This window comes from Pseudoalteromonas sp. 2CM41L, from assembly GCF_023161905.1.
Classification (GTDB): Bacteria; Pseudomonadota; Gammaproteobacteria; order Enterobacterales; family Alteromonadaceae; genus Pseudoalteromonas; species Pseudoalteromonas atlantica.
Genome location: NZ_JALNTN010000005.1, coordinates 86,187 through 106,601, shown reverse-complemented (window position 1 = coordinate 106,601; position 20,415 = coordinate 86,187). Strand labels below are relative to the sequence as shown.

The following is a 20,415-nucleotide window of genomic DNA, read 5'->3' as shown; positions in this document are numbered from 1 at the left end:
ATTTTTATTACCGATAGATTACGAGTTTTTGGCATAAAAACAAGCGCAAATGTTAATTTAGCGTTGTTTAGGTGGGTTTTGAGTAAACAGGAGATCAAATGAGTAAATTATTAGATTACATAAGGCTCAGCTTTTTTGCAGCAGGTTTACTATTAGGGGTACAAATACCGGCCTTTGTAAGCGACTTTGGGCACGCTTTAGATGCACATTTAATTGAAGCGAATAACGCATTAGCCCCTTTTAAAAAAGATGCTCAAAACTACTTTAACAACGATTTAAACAAGTTAATTGCCCACTATGAAAATATTGGTGATGATATTGTGGGTAAGGGGGCTACCCATATTAAAAACCTCAATAATCGCCAGCACTCTTTACAAGTGGCAGTTAATAACTTTAACCAATCGCCCTATTTATTTACTTTAACCAGCGACTTTCTCACCATTAAAAAGCAAGTATGGCAACGCTTTGAAGGGCAAATAGTGTTAAAAAAAGACTCCATAATAGCAGCGCTTGTTTGCGCCATTATTATTGCTATTTTTGCTGAGTTTATTGGCTTTGTAACCTTGTTCATTATTAAGCGCGGGTATTACCGCTTATTCATAGCTGGCAAATAAAGACTTCATAAACTCATAAAACACCTCGGTTTTTCGGGTTGTTAAACTATTTTGAGGCCGTAAAAACCACACCGGCGCGTCGCTTTGGGCCATTACATTGGGCATCACCTCTACTAAGTTTCCGGCGCTTAGCTCATCGTTAATTGCTATTTTAGATTTAATGGCTATGCCATGTCCGGCAAGCGCTGCTTGCGTCATGTTATCGGAATTAGAAATAGTAAAGCGCGTTTTGGCATTAAAGGTGTGTATTTTATTATTTTCATCATACAGTTTTAACTGCCTTTGCCAGGGTAAACACACCCAATAGTGCGTGCTCAGTTCGCTTAGTGTACAAGGCATACCATGCTTCTTTATATAACTTGGTGCTGCACATAAAATACGGGAGTTGTTGACAATTTTGCGAGAAAGCAGGCCTGAATCAGTTAATTGCCCTACTCTAATTGCCACATCTTGTGCATCATCGACCACATTGACAAAATGATCAGTAATTAAAAAGTCGAGCTTTAGTTGCGGGTATTGGGTTTCAAACTCGGTCAACTTAGGCATAACATACTTTGAAAAAACCCACGGTGGCATAGTCACGCGTAATAACCCGCTCACCGAAGAGCTTCGTGCGCCAATGCTGTGCTCTGCATCGTGCAAGGCTTCTATAATAGCCCCTACGCGATGATAAAATAGCTCACCGGCGGGCGATAACCTTACTCGTCTGCTGTCTCTAAACACTAACACGGTTGAAAGCTCGCGCTCGAGCTTGCTTAGCCTGTGGCTTACTGTTGCCGGCGACAAACGTTGCTCACGCGCAGCTGCAAGCACCCCTTTATTTTCTACGACGGCAATAAATGTTTCTAGGTCACTTAAATTATACATACATTTGGCTAGGCAGTTTTTGGTGTTTAATATTTTCGAATGAAGCTTTCAGCTTTGCAATATATATTTAAATAACTAAAACACCCATAATCGCCATACAGTTATATTCGAGATTTAATAATGAGTTTAAAATCACAGATTGATGCCTATAACGTGCAAAAAGAAGCGAAGCTACCTGGCGATGTATTAGCCCTTATGGCGCAGACAAATGAAGAGCTCATTGCTCAGCATATAAAAAATAATGCGCTACAGGTAGGCGCTAAAGTAAGTAATTTCAGCTTAAACAATCATAGCGCTGAGCAAGTTGAGCTCGCTGATTTATTAAATAATGGCCCGGTAATAATTAGCTTTTATCGTGGTAACTGGTGTCCATATTGTAATTTAGAGCTAAAAGCACTTAATAATCACTTACCCGAATTTAAAACGCACAATGCGCAGTTAGTTGCGATATCGCCACAATTACCCGACGAGACGTTATCTAGCGCACAAAAAAATGCTCTTGAATTTGATGTGCTTTCAGATATTAATAACAAGGTAGCCGAGCAATTTGGTTTACTGTTTACTTTAGATGAGCGTATTGTGGCGCTTTATAGCCAGTTTGGTATTGATTTTGAAAAGTACTACGGTAATAAAAGTTATACATTACCTTTACCAGCAACCTATGTAATTAACCAAAAAGGCATAATTACGTATGCCTTTTTAAACGAAGACTATACCCTACGCGCAGAGCCTACTGATGTATTGGCCGCCCTTGAATCGGAGCAACACTAATGTCTATTTTAAAATCGTTAAAAACCCTTACCCTATCACTTCTTGTTGGTACTAGCCTTGCCTCTGGCTACGCTATGGCTGAGGAGCCACAGGCACAAGCGAAACCTAAAGTACTTATTTTTGATGTAAACGAAACCTTGTTAGATTTAACCTCCATGCGCACCTCTATTGGTAAAGCGCTTGGCGGGCGTGAGGATTTATTACCACTTTGGTTTTCGACCATGTTGCATCATTCACTCGTTGATACTGTAAGTGGCAATTACCACGATTTTGGTCAAATTGGCGTTGCATCGCTGCGCATGGTTGCCAAAAATAACAACATAGCCATTACTAATGAACAAGCAAAAACAGCCATTGTCACCCCTCTTTTAACCCTACCTCCTCACAAAGATGTGAAAGAAGGACTGGCAAAACTCAAAGCACAGGGCTATAAGTTAGTAAGTCTGACAAATTCTTCAAACAAAGGCGTTAAAGCCCAGTTTGAGAGCGCTGGATTAATGTCGTTCTTTGATGCGCGTTACAGCATTGAAGATATTAAAATTTATAAACCAGACTTACGTGCCTATGAGTGGGTGCTGACAAAATTAAATGTAAAAGCAAATGAAGCAATGATGGTAGCGGCGCACGGTTGGGATGTAGCAGGAGCTAAAGAAGCCGGGTTACAAACAACCTTTATCGCCCGCCCAGGTAAAACACTTTACCCACTGGCAAAAAAACCAGACCACGTTGTGAAAGATCTACATGAATTAGCCGCTCTACTTAAATAAGCACTCCCAGCGCTAATTAATCAATACCCAAGCGGCCGATGTTAGGATGACATTGGCCGCTTTTTTATTAGGGCGTGTTGATTTTTGATAGTTAAATTTGCAGCAGTGTGTTTGGTTTTTAGGCAAGGCAGAGCCTATCAAGTGTAGTTATTCCATATAAATAAGCGAAACGCAGGAGCAGTTATCATGCCCACTAGGTTACAAACCTCGCGCCGCAATTTAATCGCCCCTAGATTGAACAAATTTCAATCCGCAAAGTTCAACACGCCCTAATCAACATTCTTAAAAACTGGCTTATAAACAAACCATTTAGCATTTTTATCTGCTAGCAATTTACTCCCCACAACGCTACTATTTAATGAATACGCAGTGGAGATAATTATGAACAGTCAAAGATTAAGCGAATTTGAAGAATACTTTCAAATAAATGAAAGCATTCGAGTAAACTTATTTGCTGTAGAAAATCAGTTAGTGCCGCAATCTCAACTCGCGCTTGAAGACGACATACCTCCGCTATTTAAGCTAGCTAACGAAGTCAGTGAGCTTGAACAGGCCTCTTTAAGACCCCTTAGAAACCTAGGCGATTTAGCACAAGAGCTGGCGGCTTTTTTACAAGCACAGTCGCGTAAAATCGATTTAATAATGAGCCACATTTTAGCATCAGAGCAAGCTCAAGATAACGCCATACAGTGCGATAGCTACGGCGGAGGCGGTATTCGCTTTACTTCGCCTGATGTATACGCAATAGGCCAAGCATTTAGAACAAAGCTATTTTTGCACCACGAAGCCTCAGCCGTTTACTGTTATACAGAAGTTGTGGCCGTTGAAAAACAAGACAGCGAACATTACCAATACACATTACTGTTTACTGCAATAAGAACCACAGACCAAGAATTAGTTGTCAGAGCCAGCTTACATGCACAAACACGCCAGCTAAAAAAACGCCAAGAACTCGAGCAAATTGACGATGATTCTAGCGGCGATAAATAGCTGACATATGCATGTAAAATGCTAAACTAGCGCCACCGTAATTTGTATCAAAACTTCATGAACTTTAGACTTTTACCTGAATGGGCTGAGCAAGACGCCGTTATGCTTACCTGGCCCCATGCACAGACCGACTGGGCTGATACGCTTGAACGCGTAGAGCCTGTTTATGTTGAGCTTGCAACGCATATCACAGCCGTGCAGCAGCTTGTTATTGTTGCCCATAACACGGCGCTTAAAAGCCACATTACTGCCTTGCTAACAAAAGCGAATATAAACTTAAGCCACGTGCACTTTGTTGTTACACCAACAAACGATACCTGGGCACGGGATCACGGCCCTATTACCTGCGCGAATATTGACGACGCTCGCCAACTTAAAATTTACGACTTTATCTTTAATGGCTGGGGTAATAAGTTCGAAAGTGCCCTCGATAATAAAATTAACGCAGTACTGGTAAACCAGCTAAGTAATCCAAACACTGATTACCAAGCCCTGAATGTGGTACTTGAAGGTGGCGGCATTGAAATTAACGAACACGGTGTGTTGCTTACAACCAGCGAATGTTTACTGAATAAAAATCGCAACCCCGATTTATCATCAGGCGATATTGAGTCAATTTTAACAACGCATCTAGGCGCAACTGACTTTTTATGGGTAGATCATGGCTACTTAGCCGGTGACGATACCGACAGCCATATCGACACACTGGTCCGTTTTGCCCCCAATAATACACTTGTGTATGTTAAGTGCGATGCTAAAGAAGATGAGCATTTTAACGCATTAGATGCGATGGAAAAACAGCTGCAAAACTTTAAAACGCAAAATAACACCCCATATACGTTAATTGATTTACCGTGGCCAAAACCTGTGTTTGATGATGACAACACCCGTTTACCGGCAACGTACGCAAACTACTTGATTATCAATAATACGGTTTTAGTCCCGACGTATAACGATGACAACGACGCACTGGCGCTAGCGCAAGTTCAAAAAGCATACCCAGCGCACACTATTATTGGCGTTAATTGCCTACCTATTATTGAACAATTTGGTAGTTTACATTGCATTACCATGCAATTACCTCGTGGATTTTTAGCTGGAGCAGCACAATGACAAGCCCTGCAAAATTAACCGTTGCCTTAGTGCAACAAACTAACAGTGATAACGCCTGCCAAAATATGGCAAAGTCGATTGCTGGCATTCGTGATGCTGCTAAAAAAGGCGCACAGCTTGCGGTTTTGCAAGAGCTGCATCGTAGTCTGTATTTTTGCCAAACAGAAGATGTGGATGTATTTGACTTAGCCGAAACAATTCCGGGCCCAAGCACAAATACACTGGGCGAGCTTGCTAAAGAGCTCGGCATCGTTATTGTGGCTTCACTGTTTGAAAAACGTGCCACTGGGCTTTATCACAATACCGCGGTGGTACTTGAAAAAGACGGCACCATTGCGGGTAAATACCGTAAAATGCACATTCCTGATGACCCTGGCTTTTACGAAAAATTTTACTTTACCCCAGGCGATTTAGGCTTTGAGCCAATTCAAACCTCAGTAGGTAAATTAGGTGTTTTAGTATGCTGGGATCAATGGTTCCCTGAAGCGGCCCGTTTAATGGCCATGGCTGGCGCAGAGGTACTAATTTACCCAACCGCAATAGGCTGGGACCCACGTGATGACAACGCAGAGCAAACACGCCAAAAAGACGCATGGGTAATAAGCCAGCGTGCGCATGCGGTTGCGAACGGCGTCCCCGTTATTAGCTGTAACCGTGTAGGGCACGAAAACGACCCTAGCGGACAAAGCGAAGGTATACAATTTTGGGGTAACTCGTTTATTGCAGGCCCACAGGGCGAAATGCTCTCAGAGGCGAACAATATTGATGAGCAAATTTTAGTAGTAGAACTTGATCAAAAAGCCTCTGAAAACGTAAGACGTATATGGCCGTACTTACGCGACCGCAGAATTGATCACTATCAAGACTTAACAAAAATTTACCGAGACTAAATAACTGCATGGCGTTTGCGAGCAAACGCCAACTAAAAAATGGAGCACTAAATGGCGTTTGAGCAATGGGCAGCCTTGCCGTGGGTAAAATCTCAAAAAGATAAAATTCAATGGGGGCAGCTAACTGGCAGTGCACTAAGTATAGCCATTGCAGAAGGTGTAAAACAGCAAAACGATTTAGTGCTTATAGTTACGCCAGATACGCCAAGCGCATTACGGCTTGAAACCGAGCTCGAATACTTATTGCCAGATAACCCGGTAATGGTATTTCCTGATTGGGAAACCTTGCCGTATGACCATTTCTCTCCCCACCAAGATATTATTTCAGCGCGCTTAGCCACTTTAAACACTTTAAAAAACGAGCAGCAAAGCGTACTTATAGTGCCTGTATCTACGTTAATGCTACGTACTGCGCCTGCTTCGTTTATTTATGGCTCTACCCTTAATTTTAAAGTAGGCGATAAACTCGACACCCATAACCTGCGCAGTAATTTAGAACAAGCAGGGTATTTAAACGTTCAACAGGTAATGGAGCACGGCGAATACGCAATACGTGGCTCTATTGTTGATTTGTATCCAATGGGCAGTGTTCACCCATTTAGGCTCGACTTTTTTGACGATGAACTCGACTCTATTCGTTTATTTGACGTAGAAACCCAGCGCTCAGATGAAAAAGTAGAGAAAATTGAGTTACTTCCCGCGCATGAATTTCCAACCAACGAAGCAGACGTTGAGCGTTTTAGAATAAATTATCGCGATAAATTTGGTGCCAGCTCAGAGCAAGACTCTGTTTACATGCAAGTAAGCAAAGGTACTTGGCCTGCCGGTATTGAATACTACATGCCGCTGTTTTTTGAAAAGCTTGCCACCATTTTTGATTACTTGCCAAACACCACTACGGTTATGCAACTAGGTGATTTAGAACACGCCGCAGATACCTTTTGGCACGATGTAAACGTACGCTACGAAAACCGTAAAGTAGATCCCCTGCGTCCACTACTGGCGCCCAGCGAGTTGTATCAACCTATTAATGAGTTGTTTTCTAATTTAGGTGAATTTGCACGAATACGTTTATCGCAAGCTAAATTACCCACTAAAGCAGGCAATAAAAACTTAAATGTGAGCGAGCTGCCCGCAGTAAGAATCGATCATAAACAACACGAACCCTACGGCGCATTTATTAACTATGTGGCAGAACAAAAAAAGAAGAAAAGCCGTATTTTATTAAGTGTTGAGTCTGATGGTCGCCGCGAGTCTTTATTAAGTGTGCTTAAGCCAAGCGGCTTAAAGTTTAAAGAATTTGAAAGCTTACAGAAATTTACACAAAGCCAAAGTGATGTAGGCTTAATTGTAAGCCCTCTTGAGCAAAGTGTTGTACTGGGCACAAAACCTAGCCTTTCTATTATTACCGAGCAAGAGCTGTTAGGTATTAAGGTGTCGCAACGCAGGCGCCGTAAACATAAATACGAAGCAAGCCAAGATGCGTTAATTCGCAACTTAGCCGAGCTTAAAGAGGGCCAGCCAATTGTTCACCTTGACCACGGTGTTGGCCGCTATCAAGGCCTGCAAACAATTGACGCAGCAGGCGTAATCACTGAGTTTGTTACCATTACCTATGCCGGTGAAGCAAAACTGTATGTGCCGGTATCGGCACTGCATATGCTAAGCCGTTATTCGGGCGGTGAAGAAGCAAGCGCCCCGCTTCATAAACTTGGCTCAGATGCCTGGGAGAAAGCCAAAAAACGGGCCGCCGAAAAAGTACGTGATGTAGCCGCGGAGCTGTTAGATATTTACGCACAGCGCCAAGCAAAACCAGGTAATAAATTTGCACTCGATGGGCAAAGCTATCGCCAATTTAGCGACAGCTTTCCATTTGAAGAAACCGACGATCAGCGTAATGCTATTGAAGCCGTACTTGGTGATATGCAATCAAGACTTGCTATGGACCGTTTAGTGTGTGGTGATGTAGGCTTTGGTAAAACAGAAGTGGCTATGCGCGCCGCGTTTGTAGCGGTTAACGATAACAAACAAGTAGCCGTGTTAGTACCAACCACCCTGCTGGCTCAGCAACATTATGAAAACTTTAAAGACCGCTTTGCCGATTTTCCTATCGAAGTGGGAGTGTTGTCGCGCTTTAATTCAACTAAAGAGCAAAAAGACACGCTTGAAAAAATGGCCGACGGTAAACTAGATATCGTTATTGGAACGCATAAATTAATTCAGCAAGATATTAAATTTAACGACTTAGGTTTACTGATTGTTGATGAAGAGCACCGCTTTGGTGTGCGCCAAAAAGAAAAAATAAAGTCATTACGTGCTGATGTAGATATATTAACGCTTACTGCAACGCCTATTCCGCGTACTTTAAATATGGCGATGAGCGGCATGCGTGATTTATCTATTATTGCCACCCCACCTGCTAAGCGTTTAGCAGTTAAAACCTTTGTACGCCAACGCGACAGCGACTTAATACGCGAAGCCATACTGCGTGAAATTAAACGCGGCGGCCAAGTGTACTTTTTGCATAACAATGTTGAGACTATTGAGCGAGTCTCGCAAGAGATCAGCGAATGGGTGCCAGAGGCTAGTGTCACCTCTGCTCATGGGCAAATGCGCGAGCAAGAGCTTGAGCAAATAATGACAGACTTTTATCATCAAAAATACAATGTACTGGTATGTACCACCATAATCGAAACCGGTATTGATGTGCCTACTGCTAATACTATTATTATGGACAGAGCCGATAAACTTGGCCTTGCGCAATTACACCAGTTACGCGGTCGTGTTGGGCGAAGCCACCACCAAGCGTATGCTTATTTATTAACAGGCGATGCTAAAGCACTTTCTAAAGATGCCACTAAACGCTTACAAGCAATTGAGTCGTTGGAAGATTTAGGCGCAGGTTTTGCCCTTGCTACACATGATTTAGAAATACGTGGTGCGGGTGAGCTATTAGGCGACGATCAATCAGGGCAAATGCAAACCATTGGCTTTAGCTTGTATATGGAAATGCTAGAGCAAGCGGTTAATGCCCTTAAAAATGGTAAAGAGCCAACGCTTGAAAACCTGCTTCAGCAGCAAACTGAAGTTGATTTAAAACTACCTGCCTTACTACCTGATGATTACATACACGATGTTAATGCGCGTTTAGGTATGTACAAGCGCATTGCAAGTTGTGCTAACCTTGCCGATATGGACGAATTACAAGTAGAGCTAATAGACCGCTTTGGTTTATTACCTGATGCCACTAAAAACCTATTTAGTATGCAGCAACTAAAAATGCGTGCTAGCGATTTAGGAATTACAAAAATAGAGGCAAACCCTAAAGGGGGCTACTTTGAATTTAGCCAAAATACGAAGGTTAATCCTAGCTTCATCATAGGCTTGATACAAAGTGCACCCCATGTGTACAAAATGGATGGCGCAAATAAATTGCGCTTTGCAATTAATGAGGTAAACCCTCGTGAACGCTTAAAAATGGTCACTGCAATGATTGCAGATTTCGAAAAAAAGGTTAGCCATTAATGTTGCTAAAAAAATCGCTTATCGTGTTATGTTGCTTATTTAGCAGCACCGCATTTGCAGAACGTTGGTTTGAAGTAGAAGTGCTGGTATTTAAACAGCGCCCTGCCCCCTATTTACAAGAAGACTTTAGCTTAAAGCACGAGCCCATTAAGGCGAAAAATACGTTAGAGCTACTCACCCCTTTATACACAGAGCAAGCTATGCAGGCATGTATAGATGGCGATAGTCGCTTTCAAAAACGCTCGTTTACCGATTCTTTAGTTAATGCCAACCCACAATCGGGTGTGTGTGATAACAGTATCGACTTTATGCAAAGTTACGACGAGTTGCCCGTTACGCCATTAGCACCGGCACAAGATACGATGGATGAGCCCTATTTACTCGCACCAGAGCAATTACAATTTACTGCCCAGCGCCGCTCTTTAGACAGAAAAGGTTTAGCCCCGCTACTACATACCGGCTGGCGCTTTGAAGGGGCAAGTAAATCGCGTGCGCCTAGCATACATTTAATTTCTGGGGTTCATATAAAACGCGACGTTAACACTACGCCTAATTATTCAAATCCCGACTTTATTAGCTTAGTACAAAGTAAGCCACAGCTATTTGATACCTCAGAGCAGCCCCTAAGCTATTGGGAGCTAGATGGTTTATTTAAAATACATTTACGCCACTACCTTTACATAACCGCTGATTTTGACGTAAACGAAAAACTACCTAATGGGGATATAGAATCGGCCCGCTTTTCACAATTTAAACGTGTAATTAGTGGTGAAATCCATTACTTTGATCATCCTCGTATGGGCATGATTGTACAAATACGAAAGTATAAACACTAAATCAATAGGACATAACAATGAAAAAACTCCTGATCATCGCAGCAACGCTAAGCCTGGCAGCTTGTTCAAAAGTAAGCCTAGAAAACTACGAAAAAATTGAAGTTGGCATGGATAAAGCCGAAGTAGAAGCTATTTTAGGCTCTGCTGATAACTGCGTAGAAAAAACCCTACATACTAATTGTGTATGGGGTGATGAGTCTAAAAACATTGAAATAACACTCGTTTCAGACAAGGTAACTATTTATTCTAAGCACGGTATTACACAGTAATACTGCGCTAAATTAGCTAAATTTACATGACACTAAGGGATAGCCGTTGCTATCCCTTTTTTATTTTCTATTTTTTAGAGTAAATAAGTTCAATATTAACTATTTTACTGCGATTGAGGGTTATTTTGTAACGCTGGTATAAGGTTCTTTCCTCATCTTTTAATACCATCACCAAATTTAACTGGTAGCGCCTTTCAACCGCTTGCTTTGATATTTTATTACCATCTAGATGATACAGCTTGCCCTCGCCGCGTTTTAAATACCGTGCAAAAGGCGCCAAATTAAAACGCATACTTTGCTGTAGAGTATCGTAGCCTGGTAAAAACTCTTTAGCTGAAACACGTGTTTCACTGGCAAAATGCAGCCACTGCGCGGCTAGCTTGTTTTGCTGACGCCTTTTTGAAAATATTGTTTTTACTTCACTAGGGATTTTTTTAAAACGCATATACTCAAGCCACACAAACTGACTTGCAACGCGGTCTTTAGTGATGCTGTTTTTAAATACAAACCGCCATTTAGGACGCCCCCGCACAATAGCGCGCCAAATTACCCGTGTAATGTCTTCTTTAAATATTTCACGCAAGCCGTAAATAACCCCTAATATTAAAATAAGGGTAGCGGTCACTTCGGTAAAGGTTGAGCGCGCGTTAAGTATAACCACCATTACAAATGCCATAATGACAGCTGTAACCGTGCCTTTTACTAAACGCTTTAAGTAACTATTTAAATAACGCGTATTGCGATGCAAAATAACGCCGTGCTCTATAAGGCGCTGCAGTAAACGCATTTTATTCGTGATGCGGTTACCATCTTGCAACGTGGTTTCTGAGTTGTAATTTTGCTCAAACCGGTATGTATTTTCGTTTTTACAAAATTGCAGTAAGTCGTTGCGCTCTTTCGCAAAGTCACTGCTGCGCGGGCCTTCATCTAATAGCTTTAAAAACGACTGCTCAACATGCCAACTTAAATAGTTATCGGCATTGGTGTAAAACGGCACCAGTTTTTCATCATCGGGGGTATATCTGCGCAGCTTTTTTAGTAGCCCTTCACTTTGCTCAAACAGCTCTTGTGCACGGGCATAAAAAGCATCCACTTCTTGAATTTTTAATGCATCTTTAATATCAGCGTCGAGCGCTAAACGCACCTGATAACAGTACAAATTAAGGTTTTGGCGGTAATCTTGTTGCTCACCTTTGTTTTTACTAACAAAGCGGCTACGCACTAAGGGTAAGTGTATGTTTTTAGCGTTATAAGCTAAGTGCGATTTAAAGTGGTTATTAAAATAAGACTCTTCACTGAGGGTTTGCACGTTTATACCCATTTCATTGGGTATAGAAAAATACAGGTCGATACGCTGCTCAGAGCGAGGGGATAACTCTGGTTCTATGACAAAAGATAAATTTTCGTCTTGTTTTATCAAACAACTCTCCTTTTATTGAGTGTATAAGTGTACTGGTCTCCTTAATTTTGTTCAATAAAAAAGGCCCAGTAAACACTGAGCCTTAATACGATTAATGTGCTAATTAAAACTTAACGTTTACACCAGCAAATACACGGCGACCTAGTACATCGTATGTGTACGGGTCAGTGTTAGAATCGTTGTTACCTGTGTAGTAAGGAGGTTGCTTATCAAATAAGTTGTTAACACCTGCTGTAACTGACACAGTCTCGTTAAAGATGTAAGCACCGCTTATGTCATGGTATACAACTGAAGGCGTTGTAGGCGCATAACATGATGACTCATCACCTTGACAGCTGTAGCTATCCATTCCTGCAATGTAGCGTGCTTTGTAGTTTGCGTTCCAAGCATCGCCTTTCACAGTTAGTTCAAAGTTAGCTTTAACATCTGCATAACCACCGATACCAGAAGTAATTAAACCAGCGTAATCAATGCTTGATTCAACAACATCTACTAGGTACTCGTCTAGGTAAGTAACATCTAATGATGTATTCCACGCAAGACCAGCTGCATCAAATGTGTAGTTTAAGTTTAAGTCGTAGCCTTTAGTTTGCTCGTAACCTACGTTTTGTAGTTGGTTATTAAAAGCAATACGGCCAGTGCTTTGGTTAAACGATACCGCAGCAGAGCTACATAACGCAGTACTTTGGTTAGCTAATGAACCATCTGTTGCTAAACAAGAGTCAACAATGTATTGGTTGTTAACAGTAGCAATTGCGTTTTCAATTTCAATGTCGTAGTAATCTAACGTCATTGAGAAACCTTCAAACCACTCTGGCTCGTACACAATACCCGCTGTTAGCGTATCAGCTTCTTCAGGCGTTAATTGGTCATTACCACCTACAGTTACTTCTGCTTGGTCTTGTGCACCAGGGAAGCTAACTTGTTCAAACGAAGGTGAATTACCTGAGTATAGCTCAGCGACTGTTGGCGCACGGAATGCTGTAGAGCGAACACCACGTAGCATTACTTCGTCGTTTACACGCCAAGTTAAACCAAGTTTCCATGTTTCGTCAGAACCAAAAGTGCTGTAATCGAAAGCACGGATTGCAGTGCTTAGTTCAACGTTTTGCGCTAAGAACGCATCGCTAACTAAAGGAATTGCAAGCTCTAAGTACGCTTCGTTTACGTCAAAACGACCGCTTGTAGGCTCAACACGTGGGTCGTTTGCAAGACCTTGTGACGTGATTGAATCTGGGATGTACCATGCTTTTTCTTCACGGCGCTCAACACCAGCAGCAAACCCTACGTAACCTGCAGGAAGTTCCATTACTTCACCAGCTAATGATGCAGTGAACATTAGTAATTGGCTACCACCTGAGTTTTGCTCAGTGTAAACGTAATCGCTTAAGTTCTCAGCAGACCAAGAAGATTGCATAAGTGGGTTAAAGTCACCCGCTTCGATTGCATCTTGGATAGAGCCCATGTTGTGAAGGTTGCTTAAACGGTCAACTGAATCGTTACGACCAAAAATTACAGACACATCCCAATCGTAACCACTGTCAAGGTAACCTGCAGCACCTACTACAGTACGAACAGTGTCAACAACTTGTGAGAAATCACGAGTACCTGTGTCTGTCATACGACGACCGTAAGAAACTTCATCACCGTAGTTAATATTGTGGCTTGTTAGTGAATCGCCCATTTCTTCAGTGTAATCAAAGTCAAACCATACTGGCTGTGGTGCCATTTGTTGCTCTGACCAACGCTTAGAGTATGTGAATTCTGAGTATAAACGCGTGTCATCTGTTAAATCGAAGCTACCAATACCTGTAAGGTTTAAACGACGCATAGGCGTGTATAGGTAGCTGTCTGATGAGTAGTTGTACGCATCATCAGAACCAAAGTCATGCCAACCGTTGTCTGCTTGACCTTGTAGTGATTCATCACCTGACCATACGTGGCCATTTGGCGTGTATGAAGAACCAGAACAGTAAGGTGCACTGCCGTCGCCATCTTCAGTTAATGGACAATCAGAGAAGCTACGATCTGCTTGAGATGCGTCACCACGGTCAGTGTACTGAAGACCAATTACAACGTTACCACGACCAAAGCTACCACCCATAGTGATATCGAAAGACGTTTCATCAGCATCACCTTCTGTAGTGATTGCAGATTTAACATTTAAGTCTAAACCTTCAAAGTCATCTTTTAAGATGATGTTTACAACACCTGCTACCGCATCAGTACCGTATACTGCAGATGCACCATCTTTAAGTACTTCAATGTGCTTGATCATTGAAACAGGAATAGTGTTTAAATCAACAGTAGAGGCAGCACCTGTGCCTGAGTTGATCATACGACGGCCATTTACAAGTACTAATGTACGTTGTGAACCTAAACCACGTAAATCGATAGAAGCATTACCACCAGAACCATTATTGATACCTGGGTTGGTCATTGCACCACCAGTAGCAGTCATTTTTTGTAATACGGCATCAACCGAAACTGCACCGGTTGCAGCAATGTCATCTGCACCGATTAAAGTAACTGGGCTAGCGGTTTCCATATCTGCGCGCTTAATGCGAGAACCCGTTACTTGAATTTTTTCAATAGCGTTTGCGCCGTCTTCGGCCGCTACTATTTGCATACTTGAGAACATTGGGATTGCTGCGATTACAGCTAAACCAAGAGTTGATTTTTTCATGAATAAACCCTACTTGTTGGAAATTTACCTTGATTGGTAATGCTCACTTTTTATAAGAATTGTGAGTCAGGGGGGCAACTTAGGCTGAGTTAACTGAACAAAAACTTAATGGAAGATCGCTATATATACAACACCAAAAAATAACAACCAAAAAAGGTACAAAGGTTATAACTTGTTGCAGTGTTAACTAAAAAAAACAATTAAAAATCATTGAGATAAGACAAACGAAAAGCAATTAAAACACACCTGAAATCAAAGTTATGCAGATTGTAATCAAATGTAATTAATGGATAAATATACCCTTTTTAGAAAAATTAACATATTAATCACAGCGCATTAGTAAAACCGTAAAGCTGTAATAAAATTAATAACCATAAATATGCAGATTTACCGCTTAAATAGTCTTATTAAGCTATTTATTTAGTTTTTTTGGTAATATTTTTTGTTCAGCGAGACTTCAACGTTTGCTCGGATCGGGAGGAGTTATTTGATTTAGCAAATCATTAGAGGGTCTTAATTTGAGGGCGTTTAGCTTTATTAAAATAGTTATCATGAAAGTAAGCAGGATTTACTTTTTTACATGCCCAGTAATGCAAGTAATACGCTTTTACTATAAACATGACGAAGCCCCCCTATTACCGTAAGGCAATTCACTCCATAACAAGAACGAGCAAGCACACCAACATAAAACAGATGAGAATGAAAAAAAAGGTTACAGCATACAAGGCAGCAAAGAGGTTTAAATATGTGTTAGTGCTTTAAATACAATTTTATACACCTACTATTGCAGCGCTGCATATATAAGACGTACCGCTAAATAGTAGTGCCTTATTATAGGAATAGCTTATTATTGTAATACCTTATTAATAGCTGATTTTTGTTATGCGCCAGCTAAAAAATGATTGGCAGGAAAAAGGTGCCTTAATACGTTACATAAAAATTATAAAAGTGAGTGATTTGCTCACCAGTTTGAACATTGCTTAAATTAAGCACCAGTTGCCACAGCATATTTTGCTCAGAGCATATGCCCACCATAGTGTCACTTTTATAAATAGTTGCTTCTTTAGTGAACTTTTGCGGAATAAAACCCATATACATGGTTATACTTTCAAGCTTAGCGTTATCTATTTTTAGGTGGGCGGGTAAATCAAGGTAAATACTAAAGGGGGTTTCGGGGGTAATATTTTTATCACTTAACCATACTTTAACACCGGTATTATAAAAACAGCGCTGATTCGTGTCGCAATTTGTTTTTAACAGTGCTTTTTGATCTTTTTGATTGGCATTGTCACAGCCTGTTAATACAAAAAACAGCATTAAAAACAAAGATAATCTATATATATGCATAACAAATCCGCGCTAAATAAAAACAAATCTTAATTAGCATGCTTTGAAATAACAATAGCCAGTGTGATGTTTGGTTAATATAGGTACAATCTGTATCAAAAAATAAACAACAAACTCACAAACTTTGATTGATGTCATAATTTTATGTAATTGACCTATCTTTTTTAGGTCAAAAAATTTATCATTTCACCCGCAAAAAATAAGGGTTTCTCGAGTTTGTTTTCTGAAGCATTCAGGCTTTGAACGTTTTAGGTAATACGCTTGGGGAAAATAGTAGGCCCCACTTTAAACGGTGGGTAATTCATTTCTAAACGCATTTATTGCAGCGGAAGCCAGAAAATGAGCCAAACAGTAGCATCACAAACTGAGTATAACTATAAAGTTGTACGCCAATTCGCTATTATGACAGTGATTTGGGGCATCGTTGGCATGAGTATTGGGGTTCTGATTGCTGCCCAATTAGCTTGGCCAGCACTTAACTTTGATACACCATGGTTAACATACTCTCGACTACGTCCGTTACACACGAACGCAGTAATTTTCGCATTTGGTACCAGTGCACTTTTTGCGACGTCTTATTACGTCGTTCAACGTACTTGTCAAACGCGCCTTTTCTCAGACAAACTCGCCGCTTTTTCTTTTTGGGGTTGGCAGCTTGTTATTGTATTAGCCGTAATTACATTACCACTGGGTATTACTAGCTCTAAAGAATATGCAGAGCTTGAGTGGCCAATCGATATTTTAATCGCGGTAGTATGGATAGTTTACGCAGTGGTATTTTTTGGTACGCTAATCAAACGTAAAGTATCGCACATCTACGTTGCTAACTGGTTCTACGCTGGCTTTATTATTACTGTTGCAGTGCTACACATTGTAAACAGCATGGCAGTGCCTGTGTCGTTAACTAAATCATACTCAATCTACGCAGGTGCGGTAGATGCAATGGTTCAGTGGTGGTACGGTCACAACGCTGTAGGTTTCCTACTAACGGCTGGTTTCTTAGGTATGATGTACTACTTTGTACCAAAGCAAGCAGGTCGCCCAGTTTACTCTTACCGTTTATCGGTAGTTCACTTTTGGGCACTTATTTCACTTTACATTTGGGCAGGTCCTCACCACCTTCACTACACTGCACTTCCTGATTGGACGCAAAGTTTAGGTATGGTTATGTCTATTATCCTATTTGTACCGTCTTGGGGTGGTATGATTAACGGTATAATGACGCTTTCTGGCGCTTGGCATAAGCTACGTACCGACCCAGTACTGCGTTTCTTAGTTGTTTCATTGTCTTTCTACGGTATGTCTACGTTTGAAGGCCCAATGATGGCAATTAAATCTGTAAATGCATTATCTCACTACACAGATTGGACTATCGGCCACGTACACTCAGGTGCACTAGGTTGGGTTGCGATGATTTCAATTGGTGCTATTTACCACCTTATTCCTGCGTTATTCGCACAAGGTCGTATGTACAGCGTTAAATTGGTTAACACGCACTTTTGGTTACACACAGTAGGTGTTGTACTTTACATTGTTGCAATGTGGATCTCAGGTGTTATGCAAGGTCTAATGTGGCGTGCAGTTAACTCTGACGGTACATTAATGTACAGCTTTGTTCAGTCTTTAGAAGCATCACATCCTTTCTACATTATGCGCTTTGTAGGCGGTGTATTCATCGTTACAGGTATGTTAGTTATGGCTTACAACGTTCTGCGTACAATTTCAGCTGAGAAAGAATCACTGAAGTTAGACGCGCAAGCACAATTAGCATAACGGAGTGAGATGATGAGCAATAAAAATTCACAAAACAAACATGAAATAGTAGAAAAGAACGTTGGCCTAATGGCTATTCTGACTGTTTTTGCTATTAGTTTTGGTGCATTAGTTGAAATTACTCCGCTAATGTTCCAAGACGATACAACAAAACCTGTAGAAGGTTTGCGCCCACTTAACGCGCTTGAAATGGAAGGTCGTGACATTTATGTACGTGAAGGTTGTTATAACTGTCACTCACAAATGATCCGCCCTTTTCGCGATGAAGTTGAGCGTTACGGTCACTACTCTGTAGCGGGCGAATCAGTATGGGATCACCCTTTCCAATGGGGTTCTAAACGTACTGGTCCTGACCTTGCACGTGTAGGTAACCGTTACTCGGACGATTGGCATTATGCACACTTAGTTGACCCACGCGCCGTGGTTCCTGAGTCGAACATGCCAGGTTTTCCTTGGTTAGCAGAGACTAAGGTTGATACCAGCCTGACTCTGAAAAAACTACAAATTTTCCGTGATACTTTTGCTATTAACCCAGAAAACCCTAAACACCCGGGTTTAGGTTATGGCAGCGACGAAGAGCTACAAGCAGATGTTGATAAAGTTAACGCTATGAATAACGGCGAAGGCGCAACAGAAATGCAAGCCCTAATCGCGTATTTACAGCAACTTGGCACCCACTTGAAGTAATTATTATGGATTACGGAACATACAGAGGCATTTTGACTCTGGTAATTTTAGTATTGTTTATTGTGATTGTTGTATGGGCTTACAGCAAGCGTAGCAAAAATCGTTTTGATGACGCTGCTAATGCCATTTTCGAAGATGAAAAAAAACATAACAACACACTCTCTAACGAGGAAAAGGAGTCTGAAAAATGACTAGCTTTTGGAGTATTTGGGTTATTGTATTAACCCTAGCCTGCTTAATCATCATTTTTAGCTTATTAGTTTGGAACCTTAAAAACTATGCGGGCGTAAAAGAAGGTGAAGACTGCGGACATGAATATGACGGCATTACCGAACTAAATAATCCACTACCAAAATGGTGGACGTACATGTTCTTCGCAACATTTATTTGGTCGGTATATTACTTAGCAGCTTATCCAGGTTTAGGTAACTGGGAAGGCTTAGGTAAATGGACTAGCTCTAATCAGGGTATTACGTCTTTAGCTGAATCTAAAAAAGCAGTTGCGGATGCTAAAGAAGAAGGCCGCTATGTAAAGCTTGATAAAGAATACGAAGCAGCACAAGAGCGCTTTGGTCCTATTTTTAACAAGCTTGCACAAGTACCAGTATTAGATTTAGTTAACTCTAAATTTGAAGGTGATGCAGCGCAGCAAGTAGCCCTTGAAAATGGCGAAAAGCATGAACAAACAGACGGCCAGTTAGCACTTGAAATTGGTCAGCGTTTATTCTCGCAAAACTGTGCGCAATGTCATGGTTCAGATGCACGTGGTGCAACTGGCTTCCCTGACCTAACTGATAAAGATTGGTTATACGGTGGTTCACCAGACAAAATTAAGGAAACGCTTCTTTATGGTCGTGTAGCCGCAATGCCTTCTTGGAGTGCAGCACTTGGTGAGCAAGGCGTTAAAGAAATGACAGCCCACGTACTTAGCTTGTCTGGTCGTACTGTTAACCAAAAAGATGCCGCTGCAGGTGCCGCTAAGTTTGCGATGTGTGCCGCGTGTCACGGTGCAGATGGTAAAGGCTCTGTTGCACATAACTTACCGTTTGGCGCCCCAAATCTTACAGATAACATTTGGTTATACGGTGGCTCTCAACGCGCTGTTGAAGAAACTCTTAACCATGGCCGCGCCGGTGTAATGCCAGCATGGAAAGACATTTTAGGTGAAGATAAAATTCACCTGTTAACTGCCTATGTTTACAGTTTATCGCAAGATAAATAAACACTGAGTTAACTATTAATTAATCTTTTTATTTCAACAGATTAATCCAGATCAAAAAAGCCTCCAGTCGGAGGCTTTTTTTTAGTCTTTTACAAATATTTGCTATAAAATAGCCCTACCTAAACTAATTTTAGAGCAACTATGCAACCTACTCCGTGGTATAAAAATTTTTGGCCTTGGTTTTTAATCTTTTTTCCGCTAGCGGCTATTATCGGGTGCATAACCTTAATTATTACTGCTGTGGGCAACGGCCCAGATATGGTGGTTGATGATTACTATAAAAAAGGCAAAGCAATAAACTTAGAACTTACTAAGTTTGAAAAAGCCAAAGCACTGTTTTTACATGGCAAGCTTAATGTTACAAACGAGCGTGCCAGTTTTGCCTTTACCAAAGGCGATTATAGTAACGTACACGCTTTAAAGCTGTCTTTTTATCATCGCACCATCAAAGCGCATGACTTTGAAGCAACGCTTACCCCTAATGCAAATAAAGAATTTACTGCCCTTTTAGATAACTACACACCAGGTGCTTACTCTGTCTTTATAGAGCCGGTGGATGGTAGTTGGAAGTTAAAAGAAAACATTACTCTTCCTACAGAGCAGCCTTTGTTAGTTACCCCAAATTATAAGTAGCCACC

18 protein-coding genes are annotated in these 20,415 nt (G+C 41.2%); 14 read left to right on the top strand and 4 right to left on the bottom strand.

Going from position 1 to position 20,415, the window contains the following annotated elements; genetic code table 11:
- Positions 1-98 precede the first annotated feature (98 nt).
- On the top strand, positions 99-614 hold the full coding sequence (locus tag MTF64_RS08855; RefSeq protein WP_248451153.1) for a DUF2937 family protein: 516 nt from the start codon (positions 99-101) through the stop codon (positions 612-614).
- Here the strand turns inward: MTF64_RS08855 and MTF64_RS08850 are convergent.
- Positions 594-1,481, bottom strand: a complete 888-nt coding sequence (locus tag MTF64_RS08850) for a LysR family transcriptional regulator (RefSeq protein ID WP_024032599.1) — start codon at positions 1,479-1,481, stop codon at positions 594-596. The genes MTF64_RS08855 and MTF64_RS08850 overlap by 21 nt on opposite strands.
- A 120-nt stretch (positions 1,482-1,601) precedes the next feature.
- On the opposite strand from MTF64_RS08850, the gene MTF64_RS08845 reads away from it, so the two are divergent.
- The 8 genes from MTF64_RS08845 to MTF64_RS08810 all read left to right on the top strand — a co-directional run bounded on the left by MTF64_RS08845 (position 1,602) and on the right by MTF64_RS08810 (position 10,642).
- A complete protein-coding gene (locus tag MTF64_RS08845) occupies positions 1,602-2,252 on the top strand; it encodes a peroxiredoxin-like family protein (RefSeq protein ID WP_248451152.1) in 651 nt (216 codons plus the stop codon).
- Complete coding sequence (locus MTF64_RS08840) at positions 2,252-3,019, top strand: haloacid dehalogenase type II (protein ID WP_055255349.1); 768 nt, start codon at positions 2,252-2,254, stop codon at positions 3,017-3,019. Before MTF64_RS08845 ends, MTF64_RS08840 begins: the two co-directional genes overlap by 1 nt.
- A 381-nt stretch (positions 3,020-3,400) precedes the next feature.
- Positions 3,401-4,009: a PilZ domain-containing protein gene (locus MTF64_RS08835; RefSeq protein ID WP_054982349.1), complete on the top strand. Its 609-nt coding sequence runs from the start codon at positions 3,401-3,403 to the stop codon at positions 4,007-4,009.
- Positions 4,010-4,066: 57 nt separating this feature from the next.
- Positions 4,067-5,122 carry an agmatine deiminase family protein gene (locus MTF64_RS08830; protein ID WP_248451151.1) on the top strand — a complete coding sequence of 352 codons (1,056 nt, stop codon included), beginning with the start codon at positions 4,067-4,069 and terminating at the stop codon, positions 5,120-5,122.
- Positions 5,119-6,012, top strand: coding sequence for a carbon-nitrogen hydrolase (locus MTF64_RS08825; protein ID WP_248442573.1), 894 nt, complete (start codon positions 5,119-5,121; stop codon positions 6,010-6,012). The genes MTF64_RS08830 and MTF64_RS08825 overlap by 4 nt, the downstream gene beginning before the upstream one ends.
- A 51-nt stretch (positions 6,013-6,063) precedes the next feature.
- The gene (gene mfd / locus MTF64_RS08820) at positions 6,064-9,537 is read left to right on the top strand and encodes a transcription-repair coupling factor (protein WP_248451150.1); all 3,474 of its coding nucleotides are present in this window, start codon (positions 6,064-6,066) and stop codon (positions 9,535-9,537) included.
- Positions 9,537-10,373, top strand: a complete 837-nt coding sequence (locus tag MTF64_RS08815; protein WP_248451149.1) for a peptidoglycan binding protein CsiV — start codon at positions 9,537-9,539, stop codon at positions 10,371-10,373. The genes mfd and MTF64_RS08815 overlap by 1 nt, the downstream gene beginning before the upstream one ends.
- Positions 10,374-10,390: 17 nt before the next feature.
- Positions 10,391-10,642 (top strand): hypothetical protein, encoded by a 252-nt coding sequence (locus tag MTF64_RS08810; protein ID WP_004588905.1) that lies wholly within the window; start codon positions 10,391-10,393, stop codon positions 10,640-10,642.
- A 67-nt stretch (positions 10,643-10,709) separates the two neighbouring features.
- Here the strand turns inward: MTF64_RS08810 and MTF64_RS08805 are convergent, their stop codons facing one another.
- The 3 genes from MTF64_RS08805 to MTF64_RS08795 form a co-directional block, all read right to left on the bottom strand.
- Positions 10,710-12,062, bottom strand: coding sequence for a hypothetical protein (locus tag MTF64_RS08805; RefSeq protein ID WP_024032591.1), 1,353 nt, complete (start codon positions 12,060-12,062; stop codon positions 10,710-10,712).
- 103 nt (positions 12,063-12,165) lie between these two features.
- The gene (locus MTF64_RS08800) at positions 12,166-14,748 is read right to left on the bottom strand and encodes a TonB-dependent receptor (RefSeq protein ID WP_248451148.1); all 2,583 of its coding nucleotides are present in this window, start codon (positions 14,746-14,748) and stop codon (positions 12,166-12,168) included.
- A 921-nt stretch (positions 14,749-15,669) separates the two neighbouring features.
- On the bottom strand, positions 15,670-16,095 hold the full coding sequence (locus MTF64_RS08795; RefSeq protein ID WP_248451147.1) for a hypothetical protein: 426 nt from the start codon (positions 16,093-16,095) through the stop codon (positions 15,670-15,672).
- 339 nt (positions 16,096-16,434) lie between these two features.
- On the opposite strand from MTF64_RS08795, the gene ccoN reads away from it, so the two are divergent.
- From ccoN to MTF64_RS08770, 5 genes are all read left to right on the top strand, one after another.
- Positions 16,435-17,868: a cytochrome-c oxidase, cbb3-type subunit I gene (ccoN, locus tag MTF64_RS08790; protein ID WP_004588826.1), complete on the top strand. Its 1,434-nt coding sequence runs from the start codon at positions 16,435-16,437 to the stop codon at positions 17,866-17,868.
- 12 nt (positions 17,869-17,880) lie between these two features.
- A complete protein-coding gene (gene ccoO / locus MTF64_RS08785; protein ID WP_004588825.1) occupies positions 17,881-18,555 on the top strand; it encodes a cytochrome-c oxidase, cbb3-type subunit II in 675 nt (224 codons plus the stop codon).
- A gap of 5 nt (positions 18,556-18,560) precedes the next feature.
- Positions 18,561-18,746, top strand: coding sequence for a CcoQ/FixQ family Cbb3-type cytochrome c oxidase assembly chaperone (locus MTF64_RS08780; RefSeq protein ID WP_004588824.1), 186 nt, complete (start codon positions 18,561-18,563; stop codon positions 18,744-18,746).
- Complete coding sequence (gene ccoP, locus MTF64_RS08775; RefSeq protein WP_248451146.1) at positions 18,743-19,777, top strand: cytochrome-c oxidase, cbb3-type subunit III; 1,035 nt, start codon at positions 18,743-18,745, stop codon at positions 19,775-19,777. Before MTF64_RS08780 ends, ccoP begins: the two co-directional genes overlap by 4 nt.
- Positions 19,778-19,918: 141 nt before the next feature.
- Entirely contained in the window at positions 19,919-20,410 is a 492-nt protein-coding gene (locus tag MTF64_RS08770) for a FixH family protein (RefSeq protein ID WP_004588822.1), read from the top strand.
- Positions 20,411-20,415: the final 5 nt, after the last annotated feature.